The organism is Amycolatopsis sp. CA-126428 (assembly GCF_002904335.1).
GTDB lineage: Bacteria > Actinomycetota > Actinomycetes > Mycobacteriales > Pseudonocardiaceae > Amycolatopsis.
The window spans coordinates 1-23,569 of the sequence record NZ_PPHF01000046.1 but is presented as its reverse complement, the minus strand read 5'-3'; the positions used below and the strand labels follow the sequence as shown (position 1 = coordinate 23,569).

Sequence of the window (23,569 nt, the reverse complement as noted above, 5' to 3'; positions counted from 1 at the left end):
TCGGCCGGATCGCGCATAATGGCCACTGACCGACTGCTTGGTATGTGCCGGGCACCACAGCCGAAGGAGACCGCCTGCCGTGAACTCGTTCAAGGACCGCGTCGCGATCGTCACCGGGGCCAGCCGGGGCATCGGCCTCGGGATCGCGAAGACGCTCGTCGAGCGCGGTGCCCGGGTCTGCCTCACCGCCCGCAAGCCGGAGGCGCTCGAAGAGGCCGTCAGCTCCCTCGGCGGTCCCGACGTCGCCATGTTCGTGGCGGGCAAGGCCGACGACACCGACCACCAGGACGAGACGGTCGCCAAGACGATCGAGACCTTCGGCCGGCTGGACTACCTGGTCAACAACACCGGCATCAACCCCGTCTACGGGCCCACGCTCGACATCGACCCGGCCGCCGCGGCGAAGATCCTCGGCGTCAACGTGCTCGCGCCGCTGGGCTGGACCAAGCGGGCCCGCGACGCGTGGATGGGGGAGCACGGCGGTGCCGTCGTCAACGTCGCCTCCGTCGCCGGCCTCGGCGCTTCGCCGGGCATCGGCATGTACGGCGTCAGCAAGGCGGCCCTGATCCGGCTGACCGTCGAGCTCGGCGCCGAGCTGGGGCCGAAGATCCGCGTCAACGCCGTCGCGCCGGCCGTGGTCAAGACGAAGTTCGCGACCGCGCTGTACGAGGGCCGCGAGGAGGAGGTCGCCGCCGCGTACCCGATGAAGCGCCTCGGCGTGCCGTCCGACATCGCGGGCGCGGTGGCGTTCCTGCTGTCCGACGACGCGGGCTGGATCACCGGCCAGACGGTGGTCCTCGACGGTGGCGTGACCCTCGGCGGTGGCCTGTGACCGGCGTCGTCGTCACCGGGGGCGGCGGCGGGATCGGCGCGGCACTGGCCCGCCGCTTCGCCGCCGACGGCGCCCAGGTCGTGGTGGCCGACCTCGACGGCGACAAAGCCGCCGAGGTGGCGGCCGAAGTCGGCGGGACGGCGTTCGCCGGGGACGTGGCGAGCCTGGACGGCGTCACGAAGCTGATCGACAGCGCCCGCTCGGCGCTCGGCGAGATCGACGTGTTCTGCGCGAACGCGGGCATCGCCCCCTTCGGCGGCGCGGAGAGCGGCGAGGAGGTGTGGGCGCGCACGTGGGACGTCAACGTCATGTCGCACGTCCGCGCGGCGAACCTGCTGCTGCCGGCGTGGCTCGAGCGCGGCCGCGGCCACTTCGTCGCGACGGTGTCGGCGGCCGGCCTGCTGACCAGCCTCGGCTCGGCGCCGTACTCGGTGACCAAGCACGGCGCGCTGGCGTTCGCCGAATGGCTGTCGGCGACCTACCGCCACCGCGGCATCACGGTGCAGGCGATCTGCCCGCAGGGCGTGCGCACGGCGATGCTGGAAAGCACCGGCACGGCGGGCCGGCTGCTGATGGGCGCCTCGGCGATCGAGCCGGAGCAGGTCGCCGACGCGCTGTTCGCGGCGATGGCGGAGAAGCGGTTCCTGGTGCTGCCGCACCCCGAGGTCGCGGGGTATTACGCGGCGCGGGCCACCGACACCGACCGGTGGCTCGGCGGGATGAACAAGCTGCAGCGCAAGGTCGAGGAGGCCGTCGGGGAGCTGTGAGCCCGAGTGCCTCCCGCTAGCGGATCACCCGGTACCAGTTCGGGCGCAGGCGTTCCAGCTCGATCGGGCCACCGCCGGGGCGGTCGAACATCCGGACCCCGTCGCCGAGGAACACCGGGACGGGCAGTGCGAGGACCTCGTCGAGCACCCCGGCCTCGAGACACTGCCGGGCCACCTCGGCGCCGAGGACGTTGACGTACTTCTCGCCGGCCGCCGCCTTGGCCGCGGAAACCGCCGAGGCCAGGTCGGCGGCGAACGTCACTCCGGGCGCCGGGGCGGCGGCCCGGTGGGTCAGGACGAACTGCGGCCCCTCCCAGCCGCCGCCGAACGCCTGGCCTTCGCCCGGGCCGCCGCGGTGGGGGTCGTCGCCGTCGTAGGTGCGGCGGCCCACCAGCAGGGCTCCGATGCGGGGGATCAGGGCGTCGACCTCCGGGTCGGGGTGCAGGTGGGGGGTCAACCAGGACATGTCGCCGCCCGGGCCGGCGAGGAAACCGTCGATCGAGCAGCTGAACGCGTAGAGCAACTTGGCCATGCCGGTACTGACGACCGGGACGCCGAAAACTCATCGGTGCGGCGGGAACCGCGGCGGACGGCGCTCGTTCCAGCCGGCCAGCCCCTCCGCCAGCTCGGGACGGCCGAACGACTCGATCATCAGCTCGGTGGCCGAGCGGGCCGCCTCGGCCAGCGGCAGCAGCGCCTCCCGCGCGAACTGCGCCTTCATCACCGCCATCGATCGCGGTGCGCTGTACGTCGCCAGCTCGGACGCGTACGCGTGTGCGCGCGCCACCAGCTCGCCGGGCGGGACCACCTCCTGGACCAGGCCGTACTCCAGCGCCTGTTCCGCGGTGAACGTCCGCCCGGACAGCAGCAGGTCGCGGGCGCGGCCCTGGCCGACGAGCTCCGGGAGCAGCTTCGCGATGCCGTACTCGGCGATCAGGCCGCGGCGGGCGAACGCGGTGGTGAACTTCGCGCCGGCGGCCGCGAACCGGACGTCCGCCGAGCAGGCGATGACGAACCCCAGACCGGCGCAGCCGCCGTTGACCGCGGCGACCACCGGGACGCCGGCCCACGCCGCCGCCAGCACGTCCCGGAAGTTGTCCTCGACCGGGGGCCGGGTGGCGATCGTGCCGAGCAACTCCAGGTCCGCGCCGGGGCAGAAGGCCCGGCCCGCCCCCGTGACGACGACCGCGCGGACCGCCGGGTCGGCGTCGGCCTGCCGCAGCACGGCGCCGTAGCGGGCCTGCATCGGGACGTCCATCGCGTTGCTGCGGTCCGGCTTGTCGAAGGTGCACGTCGCGACCGCGCCGTCCGCCTCGTACCGCACGCCATCCACAATGGACATCGCCGCCTCCTCGGGGTCGACCACCATACTAAGCGGTCGCTTGGCAAGAAGTCACGCGCCGGACCGGCGAGCGGGCGCCGAGTTCGAAATCATCGAACCCTTTGATTGCCGGAAACCTCTGTGCCATAGTGCTTTCCGCCCGCACGACGCCGCGCTGGAAGGGACTCGCCCGATGCCGGAAGTAGAACCGAGTGGTCTCCGCAGGCGGGTCGTGCTGGGTGGGGCCGGTGCCGCCGTCGCCGTGTCGGCCGTCGCGCCGGTCGCCCGGGCCGCCGACGCGCTCACGCCGCCGGACCGGACCCGAGAAAGCGATTTCACGACCGGCTGGCGGTTCGCGCTGGCCAACCCGGACGGCGTCACCGATCCCGGCGGCCGCTTCGCCGACGCTCCGAAGCCCGGCTTCGACGACTCGGCGTGGCAGGTCGTCGACGTCCCGCACGACTGGAGCATCGAGCTCCCGCCGACCGGCAACGGCACCAGCAGCGGTTCCGGCTTCTTCCGCGGCGGGCTGGGCTGGTACCGCAAGACGTTCACGCTGCCGCCGTCGCTCGCCGGCAAGCGCGTCTCGGTGGAGTTCGACGGCGTCTATTCGGACCCCCACGTGTACCTGAACGGCGAGTTGCTCGGCCACCACCCGTACCCCTACACCGGGTTCGCCTTCGACCTCACCGGCCGGCTGCACACCGACGGGCGGACGCCGAACGTCCTCGCCGTGCGCGCGACGAACCCGCTGCCCAGCAGCCGCTGGTACTCCGGCAGCGGGATCTACCGGCGCGTCCGCCTGGTGGTGACCGAGCCGGTGCACGTCGCCCGGCACGGCACGTTCGTCACCACCCCCGACATCGCCGCCGGCCGGGGCACCGTGCGGGTGGCCACCGACGTGGTCAACGACTCCGGCGCCGCGGTCACCGCGCAGGTGCGCACGACCGTCACCGATCCGGCGGGCCGCGTGGTGGCGAACGGCTCGACGACCGTGGCGGTGCCCGGCGGCCGGACCGCGACGGCGACGACCGGGTTGCGGGTCGAACGGCCCCAGCTGTGGTCGGTCGGCGCACCCCGGCTGTACCGGCTGCGCACCGACGTCGTCGTCGCCGGGCGCGTGCTCGACACGACGACCGCGGACTTCGGCTTCCGCTACACCGAATTCCACCCGGACCACGGCTTTTCGCTCAACGGCAAGCCGATGAAGCTGCGCGGGGTCAACCTGCACGCCAGCCAGGGCGCGCTGGGCGCGGTGATCGACCCGGCCGCGCTGGAGCACCAGATGCGGCTGATGCTCGCGATGGGCGCCAACGCGCTGCGGACCGCGCACAACCCGCCGGACCCGCAGCTGGTGACGGTCTGCGAACGGCTCGGGATCGTGATGATGGTCGAGGCGTTCGACTGCTGGCGGACCGGCAAGCTCGACTACGACTACCACCGCGACTTCGACGAGTGGAGCGGGCGCGACATCGCCGAAATGGTGCACGCGGCCAAGAACTCGCCCGCGGTCGTGCTGTGGTCGATCGGCAACGAGGTGCCGGACGCGTCGATGGCGGGCGGCCCGCAGATCGCGGCGGACCTGATCGCCGTGGTCCGCTCGATCGACACCACCCGGCCGATCGTCATGGGGTCCGACCGCTACCGCGGCGTGCCCGCGCCGGGCTCGCCGCAGGACCTCATCCTCAAGCAGCTCGACGGCCTCGGCGTCAACTACAACACCGCCCAGTCCATCGACGGGCTGCACAAGCAGTACCCGGACAAGTTCTTCTTCGAGTCCGAGTCGTCGTCGGAGACCTCCACGCGCGGGGTCTACCAGGACCCGGACCTGCTCAACACCGGCGAGAACCACACCCCGGGCAAGCGGGCGACGTCGTCCTACGACAACAACCTGGCGTCGTGGACCTTCAGTGGCGAGTATTCGCTGAAGAAGGATCGCGACCGGAAGTTCTGCCAGGGCCAGTTCCTCTGGTCCGGGCAGGACTACCTCGGCGAGCCGACGCCGTACGACGTCTTCCCCGTCAAGACGTCCTTCTTCGGCGCGATCGACAGCGCCGGCCTGCCCAAGGACGCCTTCCACCTCTTCCGGAGCCAGTGGACCACCGCGCCGATGGTGCACCTGACCCCGATGGACTGGACGAACCACCGCCCCGGCGAGCCCGTCGCGGTCTGGGTCTACTCCACTGTGGACACCGTCGAGCTGGTGCTGAACGGGAAGTCGCTTGGCATCAAGAAGTTCGACCGCAAGACCACAGTGGACGGCCGGGCGTACCTGGAGACGAGCGAGCCGGCCGGCGACGACAAGAACGATCCCTCCGGCAGCTACACCAGCCCGAACGGCAGCACCGGCAAGCTGCACCTGACCTGGACCGTGCCCTTCGAGCCCGGCACGCTGACCGCGATCGCCCGGGCCGGCGGCCGCGAGGTGGCGCGCGACGAGCTCGTCACGGCCGGGCCGCCGCGCGCGGTCGAGCTGAGCGTGGACGCGCCCGGTGGCGAGGTGGTTTCCGGGGCGATGACGTTCGTGACGGCGTCGGTCGTGGACGCCCACGGGGTCGTCGTGCCCGGCGACGGGCCGCTGCTGCGCTTCACCGTCGCCGGTCCCGGCCGGATCGCCGGCGTCGACAACGGACGGCAGGAACTCGCCCAGAGCTACCAGCAGCCGGCGATCCCGGCGTTCAAGGGGCTGGCGGTCGCCGTCGTCGCGGCGACCGGCGGGCGCGGGCCGGTCACCGTCACCGCAAGCGCTCCGGGACTGACGCCCGGGAAGCTCACCTTGCCCGGCTCGCCTCTCGGCCGGCGCAACGGCCCGGGAGCGCGTGCGGTCGAAACCCCCGTGGTCCCGGCCGCTTCGACGGCGGACGCGAGCTACTCGGGCGCCCCGGACACGCTGCCGGCCGCGATGCTGGACGGGAACCCGGCCACCGGCTGGTCCAACTACTACGTCAAGCCGGCGACGTCGACGCTGAAGGCGGTGAGCCGGCCGCGGGCCGCGGACTGGGTGTCCCTGGCCTGGCCGTCGGCTCAGCGGATCGGTGCCGTCACGGCGAACTTCGTCGTGGACGCGAACCTGGCGCTGCCGGTCGCCGTCGAAGTCGCCTGCCGCACCGCCCGGGGCTTCGAGCCGGTGCGGAACCTGCGGATCACGTGGGGGACCGGCTCGAACGACCCGACGTCGTTCGCATTCGATCCGGTCGTCACCACGGAAGTGCGGGTGACGATGGCCGCCCGGGGCTTCCTGCGGATCAGCGCGCTGCTGGCCCGGTGAGGCGCGGGTCCGGCGGGGCGCACCCCCCGCCGGACCCGGCGTGGTCACCGGCTACAGGGCGCGAGCGCGTCGAGACCCTGCGGCTTGGCCGCGTTGCGGCCGATGGCGGTGGCGATCCGGTTGATCGTCGCCACGCGCTTGTCCTCGAGCGGGCCGAGGATGGCGTTCTGCACGAAGTTCGGGCCGCCCTGGCCGACGGTCGTCTGCAGGCGGTTGTTCGCTTCGGCGATCTGGGTGTTCAGCAGCTCGAGGTTGCGCTGCACCTCCGCCTGGGCCTGGGCGGGGATGGCCGGGAGCTTGCTCGCGACGTCGGGGCAGGAGATCTTGCCGACCCCGGCGTTGCCGGTGTTGCCGCTGTTGCCCGTGTTCCCGTTCTGGCCGCCGTTGCCCGTGCCCTGGGCCGGGGCGGGAGCCGGCGCGCCGGCACCGGCACCCGTGCCGGCCTGCCCGCCGACCGCGCACGTGGCCAGGCTGTCGAGGCCCTGCGGCTTCTCGGCCCGGCGCCCGATCGAGATGGCGATGCGGTCGATCGTCGACTTCCGCTTGTCCGCCAGCGGGCCGAGGATGGCGTTCTGGACGAAGTTCGGGCCGCCCTGGCCGACGGTCGTCTGCAGGCGGTTGTTGGCTTCGGCGATCTGGGTGTTGAGCAGGTCCAGGTTGCGTTGCACCTCGGCCTGGGCTTGCGCGGGGATGGCGGGGAGCTTGCTCGCCACGTCGGGACAGCTGATCTGGCCGACGGCGGCCTGGCCGCCCGAGGCGGCGCTGGCGGCGCCGGGCTGGCCGAAGGTCGTGGCGACCGCCAGCGCTCCACCCGCGATCGCGAGGGCGAAGACCCCGGTCGCGATCTTCGTCCGCCGGGACAGGCGGTGTCGTCCACCGGAAGCAGGCATGAATGACTCCGTTTTCGTGCGTGAGTTAGCGTGAACATATGGGTACTCCGCCGTGTTCGGGGGATACGGCGGGGTTCTTTGATGGGGCGGACCTATCTGGTCGCCGACGCCCATGGTGGCTTCTCCACCAGGGGTTTGTCCAGTGTGATCGACACGAAAAAGAAGATGTGAACCATTTCGAACCGGGGCACGTGTACTCCTGTGACGGCGGCATCCGGCTGCATTGCTTTGAGTGATTCAGTGGCGTACCGGAATTGTCGTACGCAATTTTGGCGTGCGTGCGCGGGCTTGACGCGGGCCGCCGTGTCCTCCTAGCTTCGACATACCGACCGGTCGGTGTCCAAGGGAGGCCACTGCATGAGCTGGTACGACGCGAAGCCCTGGCTCGCGAGCTACGACGAACGCGCGCGGGCCGCGGGGCCGGCGAAGCCGACGACGTTGCCCGAGTCGTTCCGCCGGGCCGTGGACCACGTCCCGGACCGGGCGGCGATCGCGTACTTCGACGCGCGGCTGACCTACCGCGAGGTCGACGAGCTCTCCGACGGCGTCGCGCGGTACCTGGCGGCCCACGGCTTCGCCCGCGGCGACCGGCTCGCCCTGGTGCTGCAGAACATCCCGCAGTTCGTCATCGCCCTGCTCGGCGCATGGAAGGCCGGCGGGATCGTCGTGCCGGTCAACCCGATGTACCGCGACCGCGAGCTCACGCACGTGTTCACCGACGCCGGCGTCAAGGCGGTCGTCTGTTCGCAGCGCGGCTGGAACGCCTACATCGGCGAGACGGCGGCCGCGAACGGGGTCGGCATCGCGCTCACCACCAGCGAACTCGAGTTCCAGACCCGCGACGACGAGCGCGTCCTGGCCAAGGTCGGACGGGAGGAGACGCCGGGGGCGGCCGAGCTCCTCGAAGTTGCGGCCACGCCGGGGCCGAAGCCCCCGGAACCCGCCTTCGCCCTCGACGACACCGCGTTGATCAGCTACACCTCCGGCACCAGCGGCACGCCGAAGGGCGCCACCAACACCCACGGCAACGTCGGCACCAACGCCGCGGCCCTCGGCTCGTTCAGCGGCCTGCCCGCCGGCTCGACGCTGTTCGGCCTGGCGCCGCTGTTCCACATCACCGGCATGGTCTGCGAGGTCGGCTCCGCGATCGACATCGAGGGCACGCTGGCCCTGGCCTACCGCTTCGAGCCGGGGGTCGTGCTCGACGCGTTCCTCGAGCACCGGCCGTCGTACACGGTCGGGCCGTCCACGGCCTACATGGCGCTGATGGCGCACCCGTCGTTCAGCCGGGAGCACTTCGCTTCGTTCGCCCTGCTGTACTCCGGCGGCGCCGCGCTGCCGCCCGCCGTCGTCGAGGCCTTCCGGGCGAAGACCGGGCACTACATCCACAACGGCTACGGCCTCACCGAAACCACGGCGGGCTGCGTCGTCGTCCCCGGCACCCTCGAGGCGCCGATCGACCCGGAATCCGGCACCATCTCGATCGGCCTGCCGGTGCCGGACACGATCGTCCGGATCCTCGGCGAGAACGGCGAGGAGCTGCCGCCCGGGCAGCCGGGCGAGATCGCCGTCGAGGGCCCGATGGTCGTCTCGGGCTACTGGAACCGCCCGGACGCCACCGCCGAGGCGCTGCCGGGCGGGCGGCTGCTCACCGGCGACATCGGCTTCATGGACGAGCGCGGCTGGGTCTACGTCGTCGACCGCAAGAAGGACATGATCAACGCGTCCGGCTTCAAGGTCTGGCCGCGCGAGGTTGAAGACGTCCTGTACACGCACCCGGCGGTCCGCGAGGCCGCCGTCGTCGGGATCGCCGACCCCTACCGCGGCGAGACGGTCAAGGCGTACGTCAGCCCGGCGCCCGGGGCGACCGCCGATCCCGCGGAGCTGGTCGCGTGGTGCAAGGAGCGGCTCGCCGCCTTCAAGTACCCGCGCACCATCGAAGTCCTCGACGAGCTGCCGAAGACCACGAGCGGCAAGATCCTGCGCCGCGAGCTGCGGGCCCGGGGGTAGCGCGGTGATCGAGACCGCCCGCGGCGCGATCGCGCCCGGAGCGCCGGGCCGGGTGCTGATGCACGAGCACCTCTTCGTCCTGAGCCCCGAATTCGCCGAGAACTACCCGGAGCACGAAGGGTTCCGCGAGGACGAGCACGTCCCCGAGGCGCTCCGGCGCCTGAAGGAGCTGAAGGAAGCCGGGATCGACACGATCGTCGACCCGACGGTGATCGGGCTGGGCCGCGTGCAGCGGGTGGCGGCCGAGGTCGACGTCGACATCGTCGTGGCGACCGGGCTCTACACCGACAACGACGTGCCGCACCACCTGCACTACCTGCACTTCCGCGGGCCCGGCACGCTGCTGCAAGGCGAGGAGCGGGTCGACACGGTCGCGGCGCTGTGCGAACGCGGTCACGCGGGCAGCATGGTGCTCTCGCACGACGCGTCGTGCTACATCGACTGGCTGCCCGCCGCGCCGCTGCCCGCGATCGCGCCGAACTGGCACTACCTGCACATCACCCGGGACGTGCTGCCGGCCGTGCGGGGCCCGCGGGGTGTCCGAAGCGGACATCACGACGATGCTCGTGGACAACCCGCGGCGCTTCCTGTCGTGGCGTTATCCTGGTGCGTCCTGAGAGGGGGTTCGCGGTGACCCGAGCAAGCACCCGCAAGCCGGGCGAGGCCACCGGCGACGACCAGGCCGCCGTGCCCCGGCGGCTGCTGGAGCACGCCACGAAGCTGTTCGCCAAGAAGGGTTTCGACCGCACGTCCGTCCAGGAGATCGTCGAGGCGGCGGGCGTCACCAAGGGCGCGATGTACCACTACTTCGGCTCGAAGGACGACCTGCTCTACGAGATCTACGCGCGCGTCCTGCGCGAGCAGACCCGCCAGCTGGAGAGCGTGGCCTCGTCGGGCGCGCCGCTGCGGGAGCGGCTGGCGGCGGCGGCGTCCGACGTCGTGGTGTCCAGCATCGACAACCTCGACGACAACACGATCTTCCTGCAGTCGATGCACCAGCTGTCCCCGGACAAGCAGAAGGCGGTGCGGGCGGAGCGGCGCAAGTACCACGAGCGGTTCCGCGGGCTGGTCGAGGAGGGCCAGGCTTCCGGCGAGTTCCGCACGGACAAGCCGGCCGACGTGGTGGTGGACTTCTTCTTCGGGTCCGTGCACCACCTGGGGTCGTGGTACCGCCGGAGCGGCTCGTTGACGGCCCGCCAGATCGGCGACCACTACGCGGACCTGCTGCTCGACGCCCTGCGGCCACCTGGTTAGTTCACGGGGTGACCGAGTACCCGCCGCTCCCCGTCGTCGACGACCTGACCGGACCGGAGCGGCAGCTGCTCGACGCCGCCCGGCACGGCCGTTCGTTCGCGGCCGATGCCCCGGTGCGGGCGCTCGTGCTGCGTGAACTGCTGCTCGGCCTCCGGGGCCCGGTGGACCCCCGCGGGGTGCGGGTGGAGCGAACCCGGATCACCGGGGAGCTCGACCTCGACGACGTGGAGGCCGTCGCCGGGCTCGGGCTGGTGGACTGCGTGCTCGCCGAACCGATGAGCGCCCAGCACGCCCGGCTGCCGTGGCTGGACCTGTCCGGCAGCGAGCTGACCGGCGGCTCCGGGTGCGCGCTGGACGCCGAGGGCCTGCGGGTGGACGACCTGCGCCTGACGGGCACCCGGATGTCCGGCTCCGGGGAGTACGGCGCGCTCTGCCTGCTGGACGCCCGGGTCAGCGGCCGGACCCGGCTCTCCGGCGCGGAGTTCACCGGCGCGGATGGGCCCGCGCTCTACCTCGACGGCCTGCGGAGCGGTGCGCTGAAGGCCGTCGGCCTGCGGGCGACCGGGGCGGGTGAGCTGGGGGCGGTCCGGCTGCTCGGCGCGCGCGTCGACGGCCAGGCCGACTTCGGCCACGCCGTCCTCACCAACGAGTCCGGGCCCGCGCTGAACGCCGACGGCCTGGTCGTCGGCGACAGCCTGCTCCTGACCGAGGCCACGGTGACCGGGGAGCTCCGCCTGCTCGCCGCCCGGCTCGGGGAGGCCGACCTGACCGGGAGCACGCTGCGGGGCGGCAGCGGGACCGAGTTGGAGGCCGACCGGCTCCACGCGGGGGAGCTGCGCCTCGGCGAGGTCACGGCCACCGGCTCCGGGGCCGCCACGATCAGCCTGACCGGTGCGCGGGTCGACGGGCAGTTCACCTTCGACGGTGCCGTGCTCGTCAACGACGGCGGGCGCGCGCTGAGCGCCGACGGCATCCGGGTCGGCGACACCCTCTCCGGCGAGGGTTCGCGGGTGTCGGGTTCGGGCGAGTACGGCGCCCTCTGCCTGATCGGGGCCCAGGTCGGCGGGCACGTCGACCTCGAGCGCGCCGAGCTCGCCAACGACACCGGCGCGGCACTGAGCGCCGACCGGCTGCGCGTCGACGGCTCCCTGCGCCTCGACGGGGTGACGGCGACCGGGTCCGGCGAGGTGGGCACGCTCCGCCTGCTCGGCGCCCGGATCGGCGGCCAGGCGACGATCGAGGACGCCCGGCTCACCAGCGGCACCGGCCCGGCGCTCTACGCCGACGGGCTGCGCGTCGAGGGCAACCTGTACCTCGCGGGGACGCACGCCACCGGCGCCGGCGATCGCGGCGCGATCCGCGCGCACGCCGCCGGGATCGGCGGGCAGCTGCTGGCCGAAGGCGTCGTGTGCACGAACGAATCGGGTCCCGCGCTGAGCGCCGACGACCTCCGCGTCGGCACCTACCTCGACTTCACGGCCATGACGGCGACCGCCTCGTCCGAGGTGGCCGCGGTGAGCCTGTCCGCGGCGCAGGTCGAGGGCAAGGTGACCTTCGACGGTGCCGAACTCACCAACGACACCGGCCCGGCGCTGCTGGCCGACCGGTGCCGGGTCCGCGGCAGCTTGGCGTGCACCGGCCTGCGGGCCACCGGCGGCGGCGACCCGGCGGCCGTCGGCCTGGTGGGTGCCCACGTCGGCGGCCAGCTGACCTTCACCGGCGCCGAGATCGGCCACGGCGACGGCGGCACGCTCGTGAGCTTCGCGGACGTGGTGGTCGAGGGGCCGGTCTTCTTCCCCGTCGAAGTGGTCGGCTCGGACGGCCTGGTGTTCCTCGACGGGTTCCGGTTCGGCTCGCTCGAGGACGTCACCTGGCGGGAGTGGCTGGAGCTGATCGGGTCGCGCACCGCGGGCTACCGGCCCGGGCCGTACCAGCGGCTGGCCGCGGCGGAACGCGCGCACGGGCACGACGGCCAGGCCCGGGCGGTCCTCATCGCCCAGCAGCGCGACCTGCGGCGCGGGCGCCCCAAGCCATCGGCGGGTGGCCGGCGCGGTGGTTCCACCGCCTGTGGGGACTCTTCGCCGGCTACGGCTACCGGGCGCGGCGGGCGGCCGCCGCGCTGCTGTTCGCCGTGGTCGCCGCCGGGGGACTGGGGTTCTGGGCCGGGCACGTGGCCGACGGGACCCATCGAGCCGCCGAGCGCGTGGCGGCCTTCGAGGCGCCGGCGGGCACGCCGTGCACGACGGTGGAGCTCATCGGCGTCGGGCTGGACCGCGGGCTGCCGCTGTCCCCGGGGGTGCGCGGGCGGTGCGACCTCAACACCGGAGTCGGTTCCGTTGCGGTGTTCACGGTGGCGATCTGGGTGGTCCAGGCCGCGATCTGGGCGCTGGCGACGCTCGCGCTCGTCGGCTACACCGGGCTGGTCCGCAAGCCGGCCGGTGCCTAGTGCCGCTGGACGTGGTCCAGCAGCAGCGCGCTCACCTCGTCCGGGGCCTCCATCGCCATCCACTGGCTGGCGCCCTCGATGATCTGGAAGCGGTACTCCGCGTCGATGTGGTGGACCGTCTGCTCGGCCGCGCTCTGGCTCAGGTACGGGTCCTCGCGGCCCCACAGGTACAGCGTCGGGACCTTGATGCGGCCCGCCGGGATGTCGAACTCGTCGTTCGTGGCCCCGCGGTACCAATTCAACGTCGCGGTGAGGGCGCCCGGTTCGGAAAGGCGCGTCACCGTGCCTTCGACGATTGCTTTCGGAATGCGGCGGTTGTAAACAGCCCGTAATTGGGCGGCTTCGTCGCGTAAGAGGAAATTCTCGGCTTTGCCGACCGCGCGGCGGAAGAAGCGGATGTAGCCGAGGTCGTGGAACTGGCCGTCGTCGGTGGCCACCGCGCGCTGGAGGGCCGACGGGTGGGGCGTCGAGAGCACCGTCAGGGACCGGAGGCGCTCCGGGTGGGCCGCGGCGAGGGCCCAGGCCACCATGCCGCCCCAGTCGCGCGCGATCAGGTGGAAGCGGTCCGCTCCCTGGGTGTCGGCGAAGGCGAGGGCGTCGCCGACCAGGTGATCGAGCGTGTAGTGCTCGACCCCCTCGGGTCGCGCGCCCGCCGCATAGCCGCGCTGGTCGACGGCCAGCGCGCGGTAGCCGGCCTCGCCGAGGGCGTGGAGCTGCTCGGTCCAGGAGTCGGCGAACTCGGGCCAGCCGTGCAGCAGCAGGACCAGCTCACCCGAGGTGGGCCCGGCCGCGAGCGCGCTGTGGCGGTGACCGCCGATCGCGACGGTCAATTGTTCCAACGCGCCGGCGTCGGCCGGCGCGACGGCTGTTTCCATGGCGCACACATTAGATCCGGGCGACGACGAGAACCATGGGAAGAAGGGCATTTTTGTCACCCTTTTACCCGTGAAGTGGCCTGGCTCACAAATTTTCGCTCATCTGAGCGATAATTCGGAAGGAAACTGAAGGTTCTTCATGAATTTCGGCCCAGGCGCGGGAGGTCGATCACGGCCTTGTCGAACGTGAAGACGTCGGCGGGCAGGGGCTTCGCCGCGTCCGCCGCCGGGCCACCGAGCAGGGTGACGTAGCAGCCGTAATCGATCGCGTACCCGTCGTACAACCGGCCCGGCCGGCGCGGGTCGACGACGCCGTGCCGGACGATGTGGAGCAGCCGCGCGTCGCAAAGCGTGTCGATCGCCGCCGTGCGGTCCCGCGCGGCCAGCAGGAACGTCCGGCTCCGGCGCCGGCCGACCACTTCGTCGATCAGGAGGCCCAGCAGCAGGTCCGCCTCCTCGTCGCGGCTGATGACGGACTGCTTGTCGCGCAGGTACCAGTCCCGCGCCGCGCGCCGCACGTGCGCACCCGTGATCCGGCCGCCGTGGGCGTGCTGGGCGGCCAGGGCCGCGATGTTGATCGCGTCGCGGGGGACACCCTCCGCGGCCCGGACGAGCTCGGGGAACGCGCCGCCGTGGAAGGCGGCGTCGACGAACTCGCCGGGGACCGCCGTCCGCAGCATCGAGGCGAGGATCGGCCGGACGTGCCTGGCGAACAGCTCCCGGAAGAACGCCTGGGCCGCCTCCGGCGACCGGTCGAAGACGAGGGCCTCGTCGAGGCTGACGGCGGACGCCGCGTCGGAGCCGACCTCGATGCCGAGGTAGTCCTCGTCGAGCGGGACGAAGAAGCGGGCGCGGTGCTCGATCGCGGCGATCTTCACCGTGACCCCGCGGACCGGCAGGACGCTGCGGCGCAGCAGGTCCGCCAGGAACGGCTGCAGGTCCAGTGGCACGCTGCTCCACTCGTCGAGCAGCAGCCACAGCCGGGCGGGCCGGACGCCGTCGGCCACGGCCTGCACGGCCCGGCTCAGCGGGCCGAACAGCACCCGGTGCTGCTCGACGCCGGTGCGCTTGCGGCGGCTCGACGTCGTCACGGACGTGCGGTGCCGCGCGGACGCTTTGGCACCGCCGTTCGGGGCGACGGACAGTTCCGCCGCATAGCCGCGTTCCACCGCGCCGCCGGAAGTCTGTTCCTGTTCCGTTTCGCCGATGACTTCCACTTCGGTGGCCGCGGAGACCAGCGCGTCGAGGCCGCGCAGAAGCGCGTCCGGATCCGCGCTTTCGCCGTCGACAGCGACGGCGAAAAGCCGTTCGTGGACGGCTTCGAGGGTGTCCACCAGCAATTGCGTGCCGCGCTGGGCGGGGCTCAGCGCGGTGTTGGCGTACAAGCCGCCGGTGGAGCCGATCGTCCGCAGGTCGAGGTGGATCGCGATGTCCCCGGTGCGCTCGGCGAGGTCCTGCAGGTGCAGCAACGCGTGCGTCTTCCCGGTGCCGCGGCGGCCGAACAGGATCTGGTGGTCGGCCGAATTGATCATCGCGGAAAACGAGCCGGCGGCGACGTAGGTCGCGGCCAGTGTCGAACGGTCGGCGCTTTCCGCCCGCCGGGGAATGCGCATCAGGGCCTGGTTGAGGTGCAGCTGGATGGCCGGCGCCATGGAAGCCAGCGTACGGCAGGCCGCGCGTCGCCCGGCACGGCCGAATGTGTTGCGGAACGCGGAAACGGCCCGTTCCCCGAGCGGGGAACGGGCCGTTTCCGGGAACTCAGGCGGGCAGGTCGATCAGGTCCGCCAGCCGGGCCCGGTGCCGGCCCGGGGTGCCGAGGGCGAGCTCGTCCGCCTTGGCGCGCTTGAGGTACAGGTGCGCCGGGTGCTCCCAAGTCATCCCGATGCCGCCGTGCAGCTGGATCGCCTCCTCCGTCGCGTGCACGGCGATCGGGGCGTTGCGGGCCTGGGCCACCGCCACCGCGATCGGCACGTCGGTGCCCGTGGCCAGCGCGTCCGCGGCGTTGCGGGCCGTCGCGCGGGCGAGGACAAGGTCCGTGTACAGGTTCGCCAGCCGGTGCTTGAGGGACTGGAACCCGCCGACCGGGCGGCCGAACTGGTACCGGCCCTTGAGGTAGGTCACCGTCTCGGTGAGCGCCCACTCGGCGACGCCCGTCTGCTCCGACGCGAGGATGCCCGCCCCGAACAGCAGCGCCTGCTCCAGCGCCGCGGCGGCCTCCGGCCCCGAGGCGACCAGCGTGGCCGGGGCGTTGTCCAGGACCACGTCGGCCACGCGCCGCGTCAGGTCGAACGACACCAGTTCCGACACCGTCGCCGCCGACGCCTCGACCACGTACAGCGCCGGCCCGTCGGGGCCCGCGGCCGGGACGACCAGCAGGTCCGCCACCGACGCGTCGGCGACCGTGCCCACGCGGCCGCGCAACGTGCCGTCCGCGGCCGCCGTCACCGACGACGGGAAGCCCGCGCCCGGCGCCGTCGACAGCGGCACCGCCAGCGCGCCGATCGCCTGGCCCGCCGCGAGCCGGCCGACGAAGTCACGCGCGCCGGCGTGCACCAGCGCCGTCGTCGCCAGCACGACGCTGCCGAGGAACGGCACGGGCGCGACACTGCGGCCCAGTTCTTCGGCCACCACGGCGACTTCGCGGGCCGAGGCGCCGTGGCCGCCCAGCTCCTCCGGCACCGCCAGCCCGGCCACGCCCACCTCGTCGGCCAGCGTGCGCCACAGCTTCAGGTCGTAGGGCTCCGCCGTCTCGACGCGCGCGAGCAGGGCTTCGGCGCCGGCCTTGGCCTTGAGCAGGTCGCGGACCGAAGCCCGCAGGTCCTCTTCGACCTCGGAATAGAGCAGATCGGTCATCGGGGGAGGTCCTTCCAGGCGACGTCCTTGTCGACGCGCGGCTCCGAGGGCAGGCCCAGCACGCGCTCGGCGATGATGTTGCGCAGGACCTCCGAGGTGCCGCCCTCGATGGAGTTCCCCTTCGCGCGCAGGTAGCGGTAGCCGGCTTCGCGGCCGGTGAAGTCGACGATCGCCGGCCGCCGGAACGTCCAGTCGTCGTAGGCCAGGCCCTCTTCGCCGAGCAGTTCGACCTCCAGGCCGGTGAGCGCCTGGTTCAGCTCCGAGAACGCGACCTTCATGGCCGAGCCCTCCGGCCCGGGCGCGCCCGCGGTCAGCTGCTGGCGCAGCCGGGTACCGGCCAGCCGCAGCGTTTCCGCCTCGACCCAGTGCCGGACCAGGCGGTCGCGCAGCTCCGGCGTGCGCAGCTCGGGCCGCTCGCGCCAGGTCTTCGCGACGATCCCGATCAGGCCGCCTTCGCGGGGCTGGACGTACCCGCCGATCGCGACGCGCTCGTTCATCAGCGTCGTCTGCGCGACCTTCCAGCCTTCGCCGACCGCGCCGAGGCGCTGGGTGTCCGGGATGCGGACGTCGGTCAGGAAGACCTCGTTGAACTCGGCCTCGCCGGTGATCTGGCGCAGCGGCCGGACCTCGACGCCGGGCGCGGTCATGTCGCACAGGAAGTACGTCATGCCCTGGTGCTTCGGCACGTCCGGGTCGGTGCGGGTGACCAGGATCGCCCACTGGGACTCGTGCGCGCCCGAGGTCCACACCTTCTGGCCGGTGACGATCCAGTCGTCGCCGTCACGCACCGCCCGGGTGCCCAGCGCGGCGAGGTCGGAGCCCGCGCCCGGCTCGGAGAACAGCTGGCACCACACCTCCTCGCCGGTCCACAGTGGACGCAGGAAGCGCTCGCGCTGCTCCGGCGTGCCGAAGGCGAGGATGGTCGGCGCGGCCATGCCGAGGCCGATGCCGATCCGGCGCGGGTTGTTGTCCGGCGCGCCCGCCGCGGTGAACACTTCGTCCACAGCGGACTGCAGCGCGCGCGGCGCGTTCTGCCCGCCGAGCCCGGCGGGGAAGTGGATCCAGGCCAGCCCGGCGTCGAACCGGGCCCGCAGGAAGTCCATGCGGTCGGTGGACGCGGGGTCGTGCGCGGCCAGGAATTCGGTGGCCTGGCGGGTCAGGTCTTCGGCGGTGACAGTCACTTCGCGCCCTCCGAGAGGTACTTCTTCAGTTCGCGCCGGGCCAGCGAGCGCTTGTGGACCTCGTCCGGCCCGTCGGCCAGGCGCAGCGTGCGGTTCCCGGCCCACATCGCGGCCAGCGGGAAGTCCTGGCTGACCCCGCCCGCGCCGTGCACCTGCACGGCCTTGTCGAGGATCCACTCGACGGTGATCGGGGTGGAGATCTTGATCGCCTGGATCTCGGTGTGCGCGCCCTGGTTGCCGACGGTGTCCATCAGCCACGCGGTCTTGAGCACCAGCAGCCGCTGCTGCTCGATCTTGACGCGCGATTCGGCGATCCAGTCCTGCACGACGCCCTGCTGCGCGATCGGCTTGCCGAACGCCTCGCGCGAGATCGCCCGGCGGCACATGAGCTCCAGCGCGCGCTCGGCCATGCCGATGGCGCGCATGCAGTGGTGGATGCGGCCCGGGCCGAGCCGGGCCTGGGCGATGGCGAACCCGTCGCCCTCGCCGGCGATGAGGTTCTCGACCGGCACGCGGACGTCTTCGAAGAGCACCTCGGCGTGGCCGCCGTGGTCGCTGTCGTCGTAGCCGAAGACGTGCATGCCGCGCTTGACCGTGACGCCCGGCGTGTCGCGGGGGACCAGGATCATGCTCTGCTGCTTGTGCGGCGCGGCTTCGGGATCGGTCTTGCCCATCACGATGAAGATCTTGCACGCGGGGTTCATCGCGCCGGAGATGTACCACTTGCGGCCGTTGACGACGTACTCGTCGCCGTCACGCCGGATGGCCGTCTCGATGTTGCGGGCGTCGGAGGAGGCGACGTCCGGCTCGGTCATCGCGAACGCCGAGCGGATTTCCCCGTTCAGCAACGGTTCCAGCCACTGCTTCTGCTGCTGCTCGTTGCCGAACATGGTCAGCACTTCCATGTTCCCGGTGTCGGGCGCGGCGCAGTTGAGCGCGGTCGGCGCGAGCCGGATGCTGCGGCCGGTGATCTCCGCCAGCGGCGCGTACTGGAGGTTCGTCAGGCCCGCGCCGTGGTCGCCGGGGAGGAAGAAGTTCCACAGGCCGCGCTTGCGGGCCTCGGCCTTGAGCTCCTCGACGACCGGCGGGATGGCCCACGGGTCGTCGCGTTCGGCGAGCTGTTGCTCGAACACCGGCTCGGCGGGGTAGATGTGCGAGTCCATGAACTCGAGGAGCCGCCCGCGCAGCTCCTCGGTCTTCTCGTCGAACGCGAAGTCCATTTACTTCTCCTCTTTGAGAATCTCGTTGCCGTGCGCGATGAGCGGCGCGACCCCGGCACCGACGCCTTCGAAACCCGCCCCGACCGTCTGGCCCTTGCTGAAGCGGTAGTAGATGCCTTCCAGGATCACGGCCAGCTTGAAGAACGCGAAGCTGACGTACCAGTCCAGCTGCGAGACGTCCCGCCCGGACAGCTCGGCGTAGCGGGCGACCACTTCGTCGGTGCCCGGGTAGCCCGGCGCCGAGCTGGCGTTGGACACGAACGGCAGCGACACCTTGTCGCGCTCGGCGTAGGCCACCAGCAGCGCGAGGTCGGTCAGCGGGTCGCCCAGCGTCGACATCTCCCAGTCGAGCACCGCCGAGATCCGGTCGTCGCCGTCGACCAGGACGTTGTCGAGGCGGTAGTCGCCGTGGATGATCGACGGCTCCCCGGACACCGGCACCGCCGCCGCGAGCCGGTCGTGCAGCTCGTCGACGCCCGGGAGATCGCGGCTGCGGGAGGCGTCCAGCTGCTTCTTCCACCGCCGCAGCTGCCGTTCCAGGAAGCCCTCGGGGCGGCCGAAGCCGCCCAGCCCGACGGCGGCCGGGTCCACCGCGTGCAGGTCGACGAGGGTGCCGACCAGCGCGTCGGCCATCGTCCGGGTGCGGTCCGGGCCGAGTTCGCTCAGCTGGTCCGCGGTCCGGTAGGGCGTGCCCTCGACGAAGCTCATCACGTAGAAGGGCGCCCCGAGGACGTCGGGGTCTTCGCAGAGCAGCAGCGCTTCGGGCACCGGCACGGCGGTGTCGCGCAGGCCGGAGATCACCCGGAACTCGCGGCTCATGTCGTGCGCGGTGGGCAGCACGTGCCCGAGCGGCGGGCGGCGCACCACCCAGCGCGACCGGCCGTCGCCCACCACGTAGGTGAGGTTCGACCGGCCGCCCTCCACGACGTCCGCGGTCAGCTCGCCGGCGGCCATCCCGGGCCGGTGCGCGTCCAGGTGGGCGCGCAGGCGGCCCAGGTCGAGTCCTGGCGGGTTCATGCGGCCTCCTCAAACTCCATTCCGGAGAGCATACCGACTAGTCGGTATGTCGTACAGCGGACCCGGCCGGGGCGCACCCCGGCCGGGTGGTCACGCCAGGAACCGGGTGACCCACTCGGCGACGCAAGCGGGCTTCGCTTCGCCGTCGATTTCGACCGTCCACTTCGACACCGCCTGCTTGCCGCCCGGGATGTCGGTGATCTCCACCAGCTCCGCCCCGGCGCGCACCTTCGAGCCGACCTTCACCGGCTGCGGGAAGCGGACCTTGTTGAGGCCGTAGTTGATGCCCATCCTGATGCCGTCGACCCGGTAGATCTTCGGGCCGAACGCCGACAGCAGCGACAGCGTCAGGAAGCCGTGGGCGATGGTGCCGCCGAACGGGCCCGCGGCCGCCATCGGCTCGTCGACGTGGATCCACTGGTGGTCGTCGGTGGCGTCGGCGAACTGGTTCACGCGCTCCTGGGTGATCGTCAGCCACTCGCTGTACCCGAGGTGCTCGCCGGCTGCGGCGGCGAACTCGTCGAGGGTGCCGAATACGCGCATGTGCTCAGTCCTTCGGTCCGCCGGCGACGTAGACGACCTGGCCGGAGACGAACCCGGCGCCCTCGCTGACCAGGTACGACGCCAGGTTGGCGATGTCCTCGGGCGTGCCGACGCGCTGCACCGGGATCTGCGACGCGGCCGCCGCCTTGAAGTCCTCGAAGCTCATGCCGAGCCGCTCGGCGGTCGCCGCGGTCATGTCGGTGGCGATGAAGCCCGGCGCGATCGCGTTGGCCGTGACGTTGAACTTGCCCAGCTCGATCGCGAGGGTCTTGGTGAAGCCCTGCATGCCGGCCTTGGCGGCGGCGTAGTTGACCTGGCCGCGGTTGCCCAGCGCCGAAGTGCTCGACAGGTTGACGATCCGGCCGTACTTCTGCTCGGTCATGTGCTTCTGCACCGCGCGGGTCATCAGGAAGGAGCCCTTGAGGTGCACGTCGAGCACGGAGTCCCACTCCTGCTCGGTCATCTTGAAGATCAGGTTGTCCCGGGTGATGCCGGCGTTGTTGACCAGCACGACCGGCGGCCCGAGCTCGTCGGCGACGCGGGCGACGGCCGACTCGACCTGCTCGGCGTCGCTGACGTCGAGGGCGACCCCGACGGCCTTGCCGCCCTTGGCGACGATCGCCTCGGCGCCCTGCTTGACGCCGGCCTCGTCCAGGTCCAGCAGCCCGACGGCGAAGCCGTCATCGGCCAGCCGGGCGGCCACGGCGGCGCCGATGCCGCGGCCGGCACCGGTGACCACGGCGACACGGGAAGGGGAATCGGTCACGGGGGACCTCCTCGTCGTTGAGAAACGGGCTCGTGCCCGCGAGCCTACTAAGCGGTTGCTTTCTCGACGATACGCGGGAGTGATCCCCAAAGTGGTGACACCATGCGCACGATCATAGCGGCGTCCGATCGCGCGATGGTCACTGCTCCGCTTGGTGGAACCGCTTCGGGTAGTCCGGCCCGCCGTGCTCTTGACTCGCTGGAACATGTTGCTGTACCCCGACGGCGTCGGTTCGGAATATTCGAGCGCGGTTTTGGTAGGCTTTCGGCTGATGGTCGAACTGGGAGCGAGGTCTGATGAGTGAGACAGCCGCTGTCGCGCGCATGGTCCGCACGGTGCGCGAAGCCCGACGCTGGGCTCAGGTCGACCTGGCCCAGGCAGCTGGAGTCTCACAGGGGTTCGTCTCGAAGGTGGAAAAAGGACTCCTCCCGCTGTCGGCGGAGTACCTCGTCGCCATTGCCGACGCCTTGGCTGTGCCCGCGGATTTGCTGCGGGTAACCGATCCGATCGGTGGCGTCGAGGTCACCTGCCTGCACCATCGCCGGCGCTCCAGCGCCATGTCGGTGAAGGTGATGCGTGCGGTCGAAGGGCTCACCCAGCTGACGCGGTTGTCCGTCGACGGCTTGTCCGAAGACGTGAATGACTCGAGGCCGCAGCTCCTCCAGTTGACCCGGATGCCGATTGCCGAACACGGTGATCCCTCAGCCGTCGCAGCTTCTCTACGGCGTGCGTGGGGTCTACCGGACGGTCCCGTCGAGGACCTGGTCGGACTGCTGGAGTCCGCCGGCGTCCGCCTTGTGCGCCGTGACTTGGGCACTGCCGCGCAGGACGCGGTGAGCACCTGGCCCATGGACGGGCAACCGCTGATCCTCCTCAACCGCGACCTTCCACCTGACCGCGAGCGTTTCACCCTTGCGCACGAGGTCGGCCACCTACTCATGCACCAGTTGCCGTCCGACGACCAGGAGAAGGAAGCGAACCGGTTCGCCGGCGAGTTCCTCGCACCGGCGAAGGAGCTTGAACCCCTGCTGCGAGGGTTGACCGTGCGGCAGTTCGCGAAGCTCGCGGACCTGAAGATGACCTGGAAGGTGTCCATGGCGATGCTCATCCAGCGCGCGGCCGATCTCGATTGCATTTCCGCGAGCCAGTTCAAGACCTTCCGCATCCGACTGAACCAGTACGGCTGGAGCAAGCACGAACTCGGGGACCTCCCGACCGAGACACCTCGTCATGTCGCCGGCTTGATCGCGGCTCAGCTCGACCGGCATGAGCAGGATGTCGACGCCGTCGCTGGACTCGCGCTGATGCTGCCGGAGCCGTTCCGGCGTCACTACTTGCCCCTTGTGGTGGACGAGTTAGCCGCCGTGGAGGTGCGATCATGAATCCGGACAACTTGGGACCCGAGGGGGTCAGCGTGGTCAACCCGATCGCCGCCACAACGGCGCAGAGCACGCCGTACAGCCGGATGAAGTCGGTTTTGGCCGACGTCCTGCTCGTTCAGGCAGATGCCAGCGACGCCGGTGTCGACATCGCGATCGAGCGCTCGGACCGCCTGGGTGGGGGCATCGTGTTGACTGGGGAGAGCGCTCTTCAGAAAGCTGAGCACCTCGTCCGCGGCCAGTGTTACCGCAGGCCGATTCTGGTTGACCGCAGCCGGTACACGGGCAAGAACCGGGCCTTGGCGTCGGATCACTTCGATCTCGGTTGGATTCAGCATCAGCGCCGGCTGGACCTTCCGGTCGTGATTCCGGACGCTGGCTATGTCGGCGAGCACGACGAAGCCGGGCTGGACAGCGTGCTGCAGCGATCTACAGCCCTGGGGCCGGACGTCGCTGCCTCCCTGTTCCTGCACGTGAGCTGGTTGCACCCGGACAAGCTGCCGCGCTTGGTCGACGCCGTCACGGATGCGGGCACGCCGATCGCTGTCGCTTTCGAGCACGCGAATGACCCCCTGGGCACGAAGTACGCGATCTACGGGTTGGCGGCCCTGCTGCAGATCCCCGCGCCGGTAATCCTGCTCCGGTGTGACACATCGTCGATCGGAGCACTCGCCTACGGTGCGCTCGCCGCGGCCGTGGGTACGCGGTCCAGCCTTCGCCACTTCTATCCGATCTCGGACAGCGCGGGCGGGGGAAAGCCCAAGCCGGCGGCTGTGGTCGAGCGGCTCTTGTCCTACGTGCACCTGGAGAAGATCGACCTGACCGCGCAGATGGACCCCGATCACCCGGACTGGCACTGCCCCTGCGACGTCTGCAAGGGTCTGCCCAGGGTTTGCTTGACACCTCATGTGTGAGGCTTCGGCCTTGCGTGGAAGGATGTCACCCGT

Annotated in this window: 19 protein-coding genes and 1 pseudogene; 9 read left to right on the top strand and 11 right to left on the bottom strand. The window is 71.5% G+C overall.

The genetic code is table 11. The annotated features are described in order from the left end of the window. The first annotated feature begins 79 nt into the window (after positions 1-79). A complete protein-coding gene (locus C2L58_RS13025; protein ID WP_103337837.1) occupies positions 80-832 on the top strand; it encodes an SDR family oxidoreductase in 753 nt (250 codons plus the stop codon). Then, the gene (locus C2L58_RS13020) at positions 829-1,599 is read left to right on the top strand and encodes an SDR family oxidoreductase (RefSeq protein ID WP_103337836.1); all 771 of its coding nucleotides are present in this window, start codon (positions 829-831) and stop codon (positions 1,597-1,599) included. Before C2L58_RS13025 ends, C2L58_RS13020 begins: the two co-directional genes overlap by 4 nt. Positions 1,600-1,615: 16 nt before the next feature. Here the strand turns inward: C2L58_RS13020 and C2L58_RS13015 are convergent, their stop codons facing one another. Both C2L58_RS13015 and C2L58_RS13010 read right to left on the bottom strand, forming a co-directional pair. Further along, entirely contained in the window at positions 1,616-2,131 is a 516-nt protein-coding gene (locus C2L58_RS13015) for a dihydrofolate reductase family protein (RefSeq protein WP_103337835.1), read from the bottom strand. Between the two features lie 30 nt (positions 2,132-2,161). After that, a complete protein-coding gene (locus C2L58_RS13010; RefSeq protein WP_103337858.1) occupies positions 2,162-2,941 on the bottom strand; it encodes an enoyl-CoA hydratase-related protein in 780 nt (259 codons plus the stop codon). 172 nt (positions 2,942-3,113) lie between these two features. Between C2L58_RS13010 and C2L58_RS13005 the strand changes: the two genes are divergently transcribed. Further along, positions 3,114-6,188 (top strand): glycoside hydrolase family 2 TIM barrel-domain containing protein, encoded by a 3,075-nt coding sequence (locus C2L58_RS13005; protein ID WP_103337834.1) that lies wholly within the window; start codon positions 3,114-3,116, stop codon positions 6,186-6,188. Between the two features lie 44 nt (positions 6,189-6,232). Here the strand turns inward: C2L58_RS13005 and C2L58_RS13000 are convergent, their stop codons facing one another. Continuing rightward, positions 6,233-7,078: a hypothetical protein gene (locus C2L58_RS13000; protein WP_103337833.1), complete on the bottom strand. Its 846-nt coding sequence runs from the start codon at positions 7,076-7,078 to the stop codon at positions 6,233-6,235. A gap of 357 nt (positions 7,079-7,435) precedes the next feature. Between C2L58_RS13000 and C2L58_RS12995 the strand changes: the two genes are divergently transcribed. The 4 genes and pseudogenes from C2L58_RS12995 to C2L58_RS12980 all read left to right on the top strand — a co-directional run bounded on the left by C2L58_RS12995 (position 7,436) and on the right by C2L58_RS12980 (position 12,870). Beyond that, on the top strand, positions 7,436-9,088 hold the full coding sequence (locus C2L58_RS12995; RefSeq protein ID WP_103337832.1) for an AMP-binding protein: 1,653 nt from the start codon (positions 7,436-7,438) through the stop codon (positions 9,086-9,088). 4 nt (positions 9,089-9,092) lie between these two features. After that, a pseudogene (locus C2L58_RS12990) lies at positions 9,093-9,705 on the top strand (hypothetical protein). Positions 9,706-9,718: 13 nt separating this feature from the next. Then, entirely contained in the window at positions 9,719-10,342 is a 624-nt protein-coding gene (locus tag C2L58_RS12985) for a TetR/AcrR family transcriptional regulator (RefSeq protein WP_103337831.1), read from the top strand. Positions 10,343-10,350: 8 nt separating this feature from the next. Continuing rightward, a complete protein-coding gene (locus C2L58_RS12980) occupies positions 10,351-12,870 on the top strand; it encodes a hypothetical protein (RefSeq protein ID WP_103337830.1) in 2,520 nt (839 codons plus the stop codon). On the opposite strand, the gene C2L58_RS12975 is transcribed toward C2L58_RS12980, so the two are convergent. From C2L58_RS12975 to fabG, 8 genes are all read right to left on the bottom strand, one after another. Continuing rightward, the gene (locus C2L58_RS12975; protein WP_103337829.1) at positions 12,785-13,663 is read right to left on the bottom strand and encodes an alpha/beta fold hydrolase; all 879 of its coding nucleotides are present in this window, start codon (positions 13,661-13,663) and stop codon (positions 12,785-12,787) included. The two genes, C2L58_RS12980 and C2L58_RS12975, sit on opposite strands and share 86 nt — an antisense overlap. A gap of 137 nt (positions 13,664-13,800) precedes the next feature. Next, the gene (locus C2L58_RS12970) at positions 13,801-15,315 is read right to left on the bottom strand and encodes a hypothetical protein (protein ID WP_103337828.1); all 1,515 of its coding nucleotides are present in this window, start codon (positions 15,313-15,315) and stop codon (positions 13,801-13,803) included. A 106-nt stretch (positions 15,316-15,421) separates the two neighbouring features. Continuing rightward, positions 15,422-16,516: an acyl-CoA dehydrogenase family protein gene (locus C2L58_RS12965; RefSeq protein ID WP_103337827.1), complete on the bottom strand. Its 1,095-nt coding sequence runs from the start codon at positions 16,514-16,516 to the stop codon at positions 15,422-15,424. After that, positions 16,513-17,697: an acyl-CoA dehydrogenase family protein gene (locus C2L58_RS12960; protein ID WP_103337826.1), complete on the bottom strand. Its 1,185-nt coding sequence runs from the start codon at positions 17,695-17,697 to the stop codon at positions 16,513-16,515. Before C2L58_RS12960 ends, C2L58_RS12965 begins: the two co-directional genes overlap by 4 nt. Further along, positions 17,694-18,917: an acyl-CoA dehydrogenase family protein gene (locus C2L58_RS12955; RefSeq protein ID WP_103337825.1), complete on the bottom strand. Its 1,224-nt coding sequence runs from the start codon at positions 18,915-18,917 to the stop codon at positions 17,694-17,696. Before C2L58_RS12955 ends, C2L58_RS12960 begins: the two co-directional genes overlap by 4 nt. Further along, positions 18,918-19,934, bottom strand: a complete 1,017-nt coding sequence (locus tag C2L58_RS12950) for a phosphotransferase family protein (RefSeq protein WP_103337824.1) — start codon at positions 19,932-19,934, stop codon at positions 18,918-18,920. 90 nt (positions 19,935-20,024) lie between these two features. Further along, positions 20,025-20,477: a MaoC family dehydratase gene (locus C2L58_RS12945; protein WP_013225005.1), complete on the bottom strand. Its 453-nt coding sequence runs from the start codon at positions 20,475-20,477 to the stop codon at positions 20,025-20,027. A 4-nt stretch (positions 20,478-20,481) separates the two neighbouring features. Then, positions 20,482-21,243, bottom strand: coding sequence for a 3-oxoacyl-ACP reductase FabG (gene fabG, locus C2L58_RS12940; RefSeq protein ID WP_103337823.1), 762 nt, complete (start codon positions 21,241-21,243; stop codon positions 20,482-20,484). Between the two features lie 296 nt (positions 21,244-21,539). Here fabG and C2L58_RS12935 point away from each other — a divergent pair, with 296 nt between their 5' ends. Both C2L58_RS12935 and C2L58_RS12930 read left to right on the top strand, forming a co-directional pair. Next, a complete protein-coding gene (locus C2L58_RS12935; RefSeq protein WP_103337822.1) occupies positions 21,540-22,625 on the top strand; it encodes a helix-turn-helix domain-containing protein in 1,086 nt (361 codons plus the stop codon). Continuing rightward, on the top strand, positions 22,622-23,536 hold the full coding sequence (locus tag C2L58_RS12930) for a hypothetical protein (RefSeq protein WP_103337821.1): 915 nt from the start codon (positions 22,622-22,624) through the stop codon (positions 23,534-23,536). The genes C2L58_RS12935 and C2L58_RS12930 overlap by 4 nt, the downstream gene beginning before the upstream one ends. The last annotated feature ends 33 nt before the right edge of the window (positions 23,537-23,569 follow it).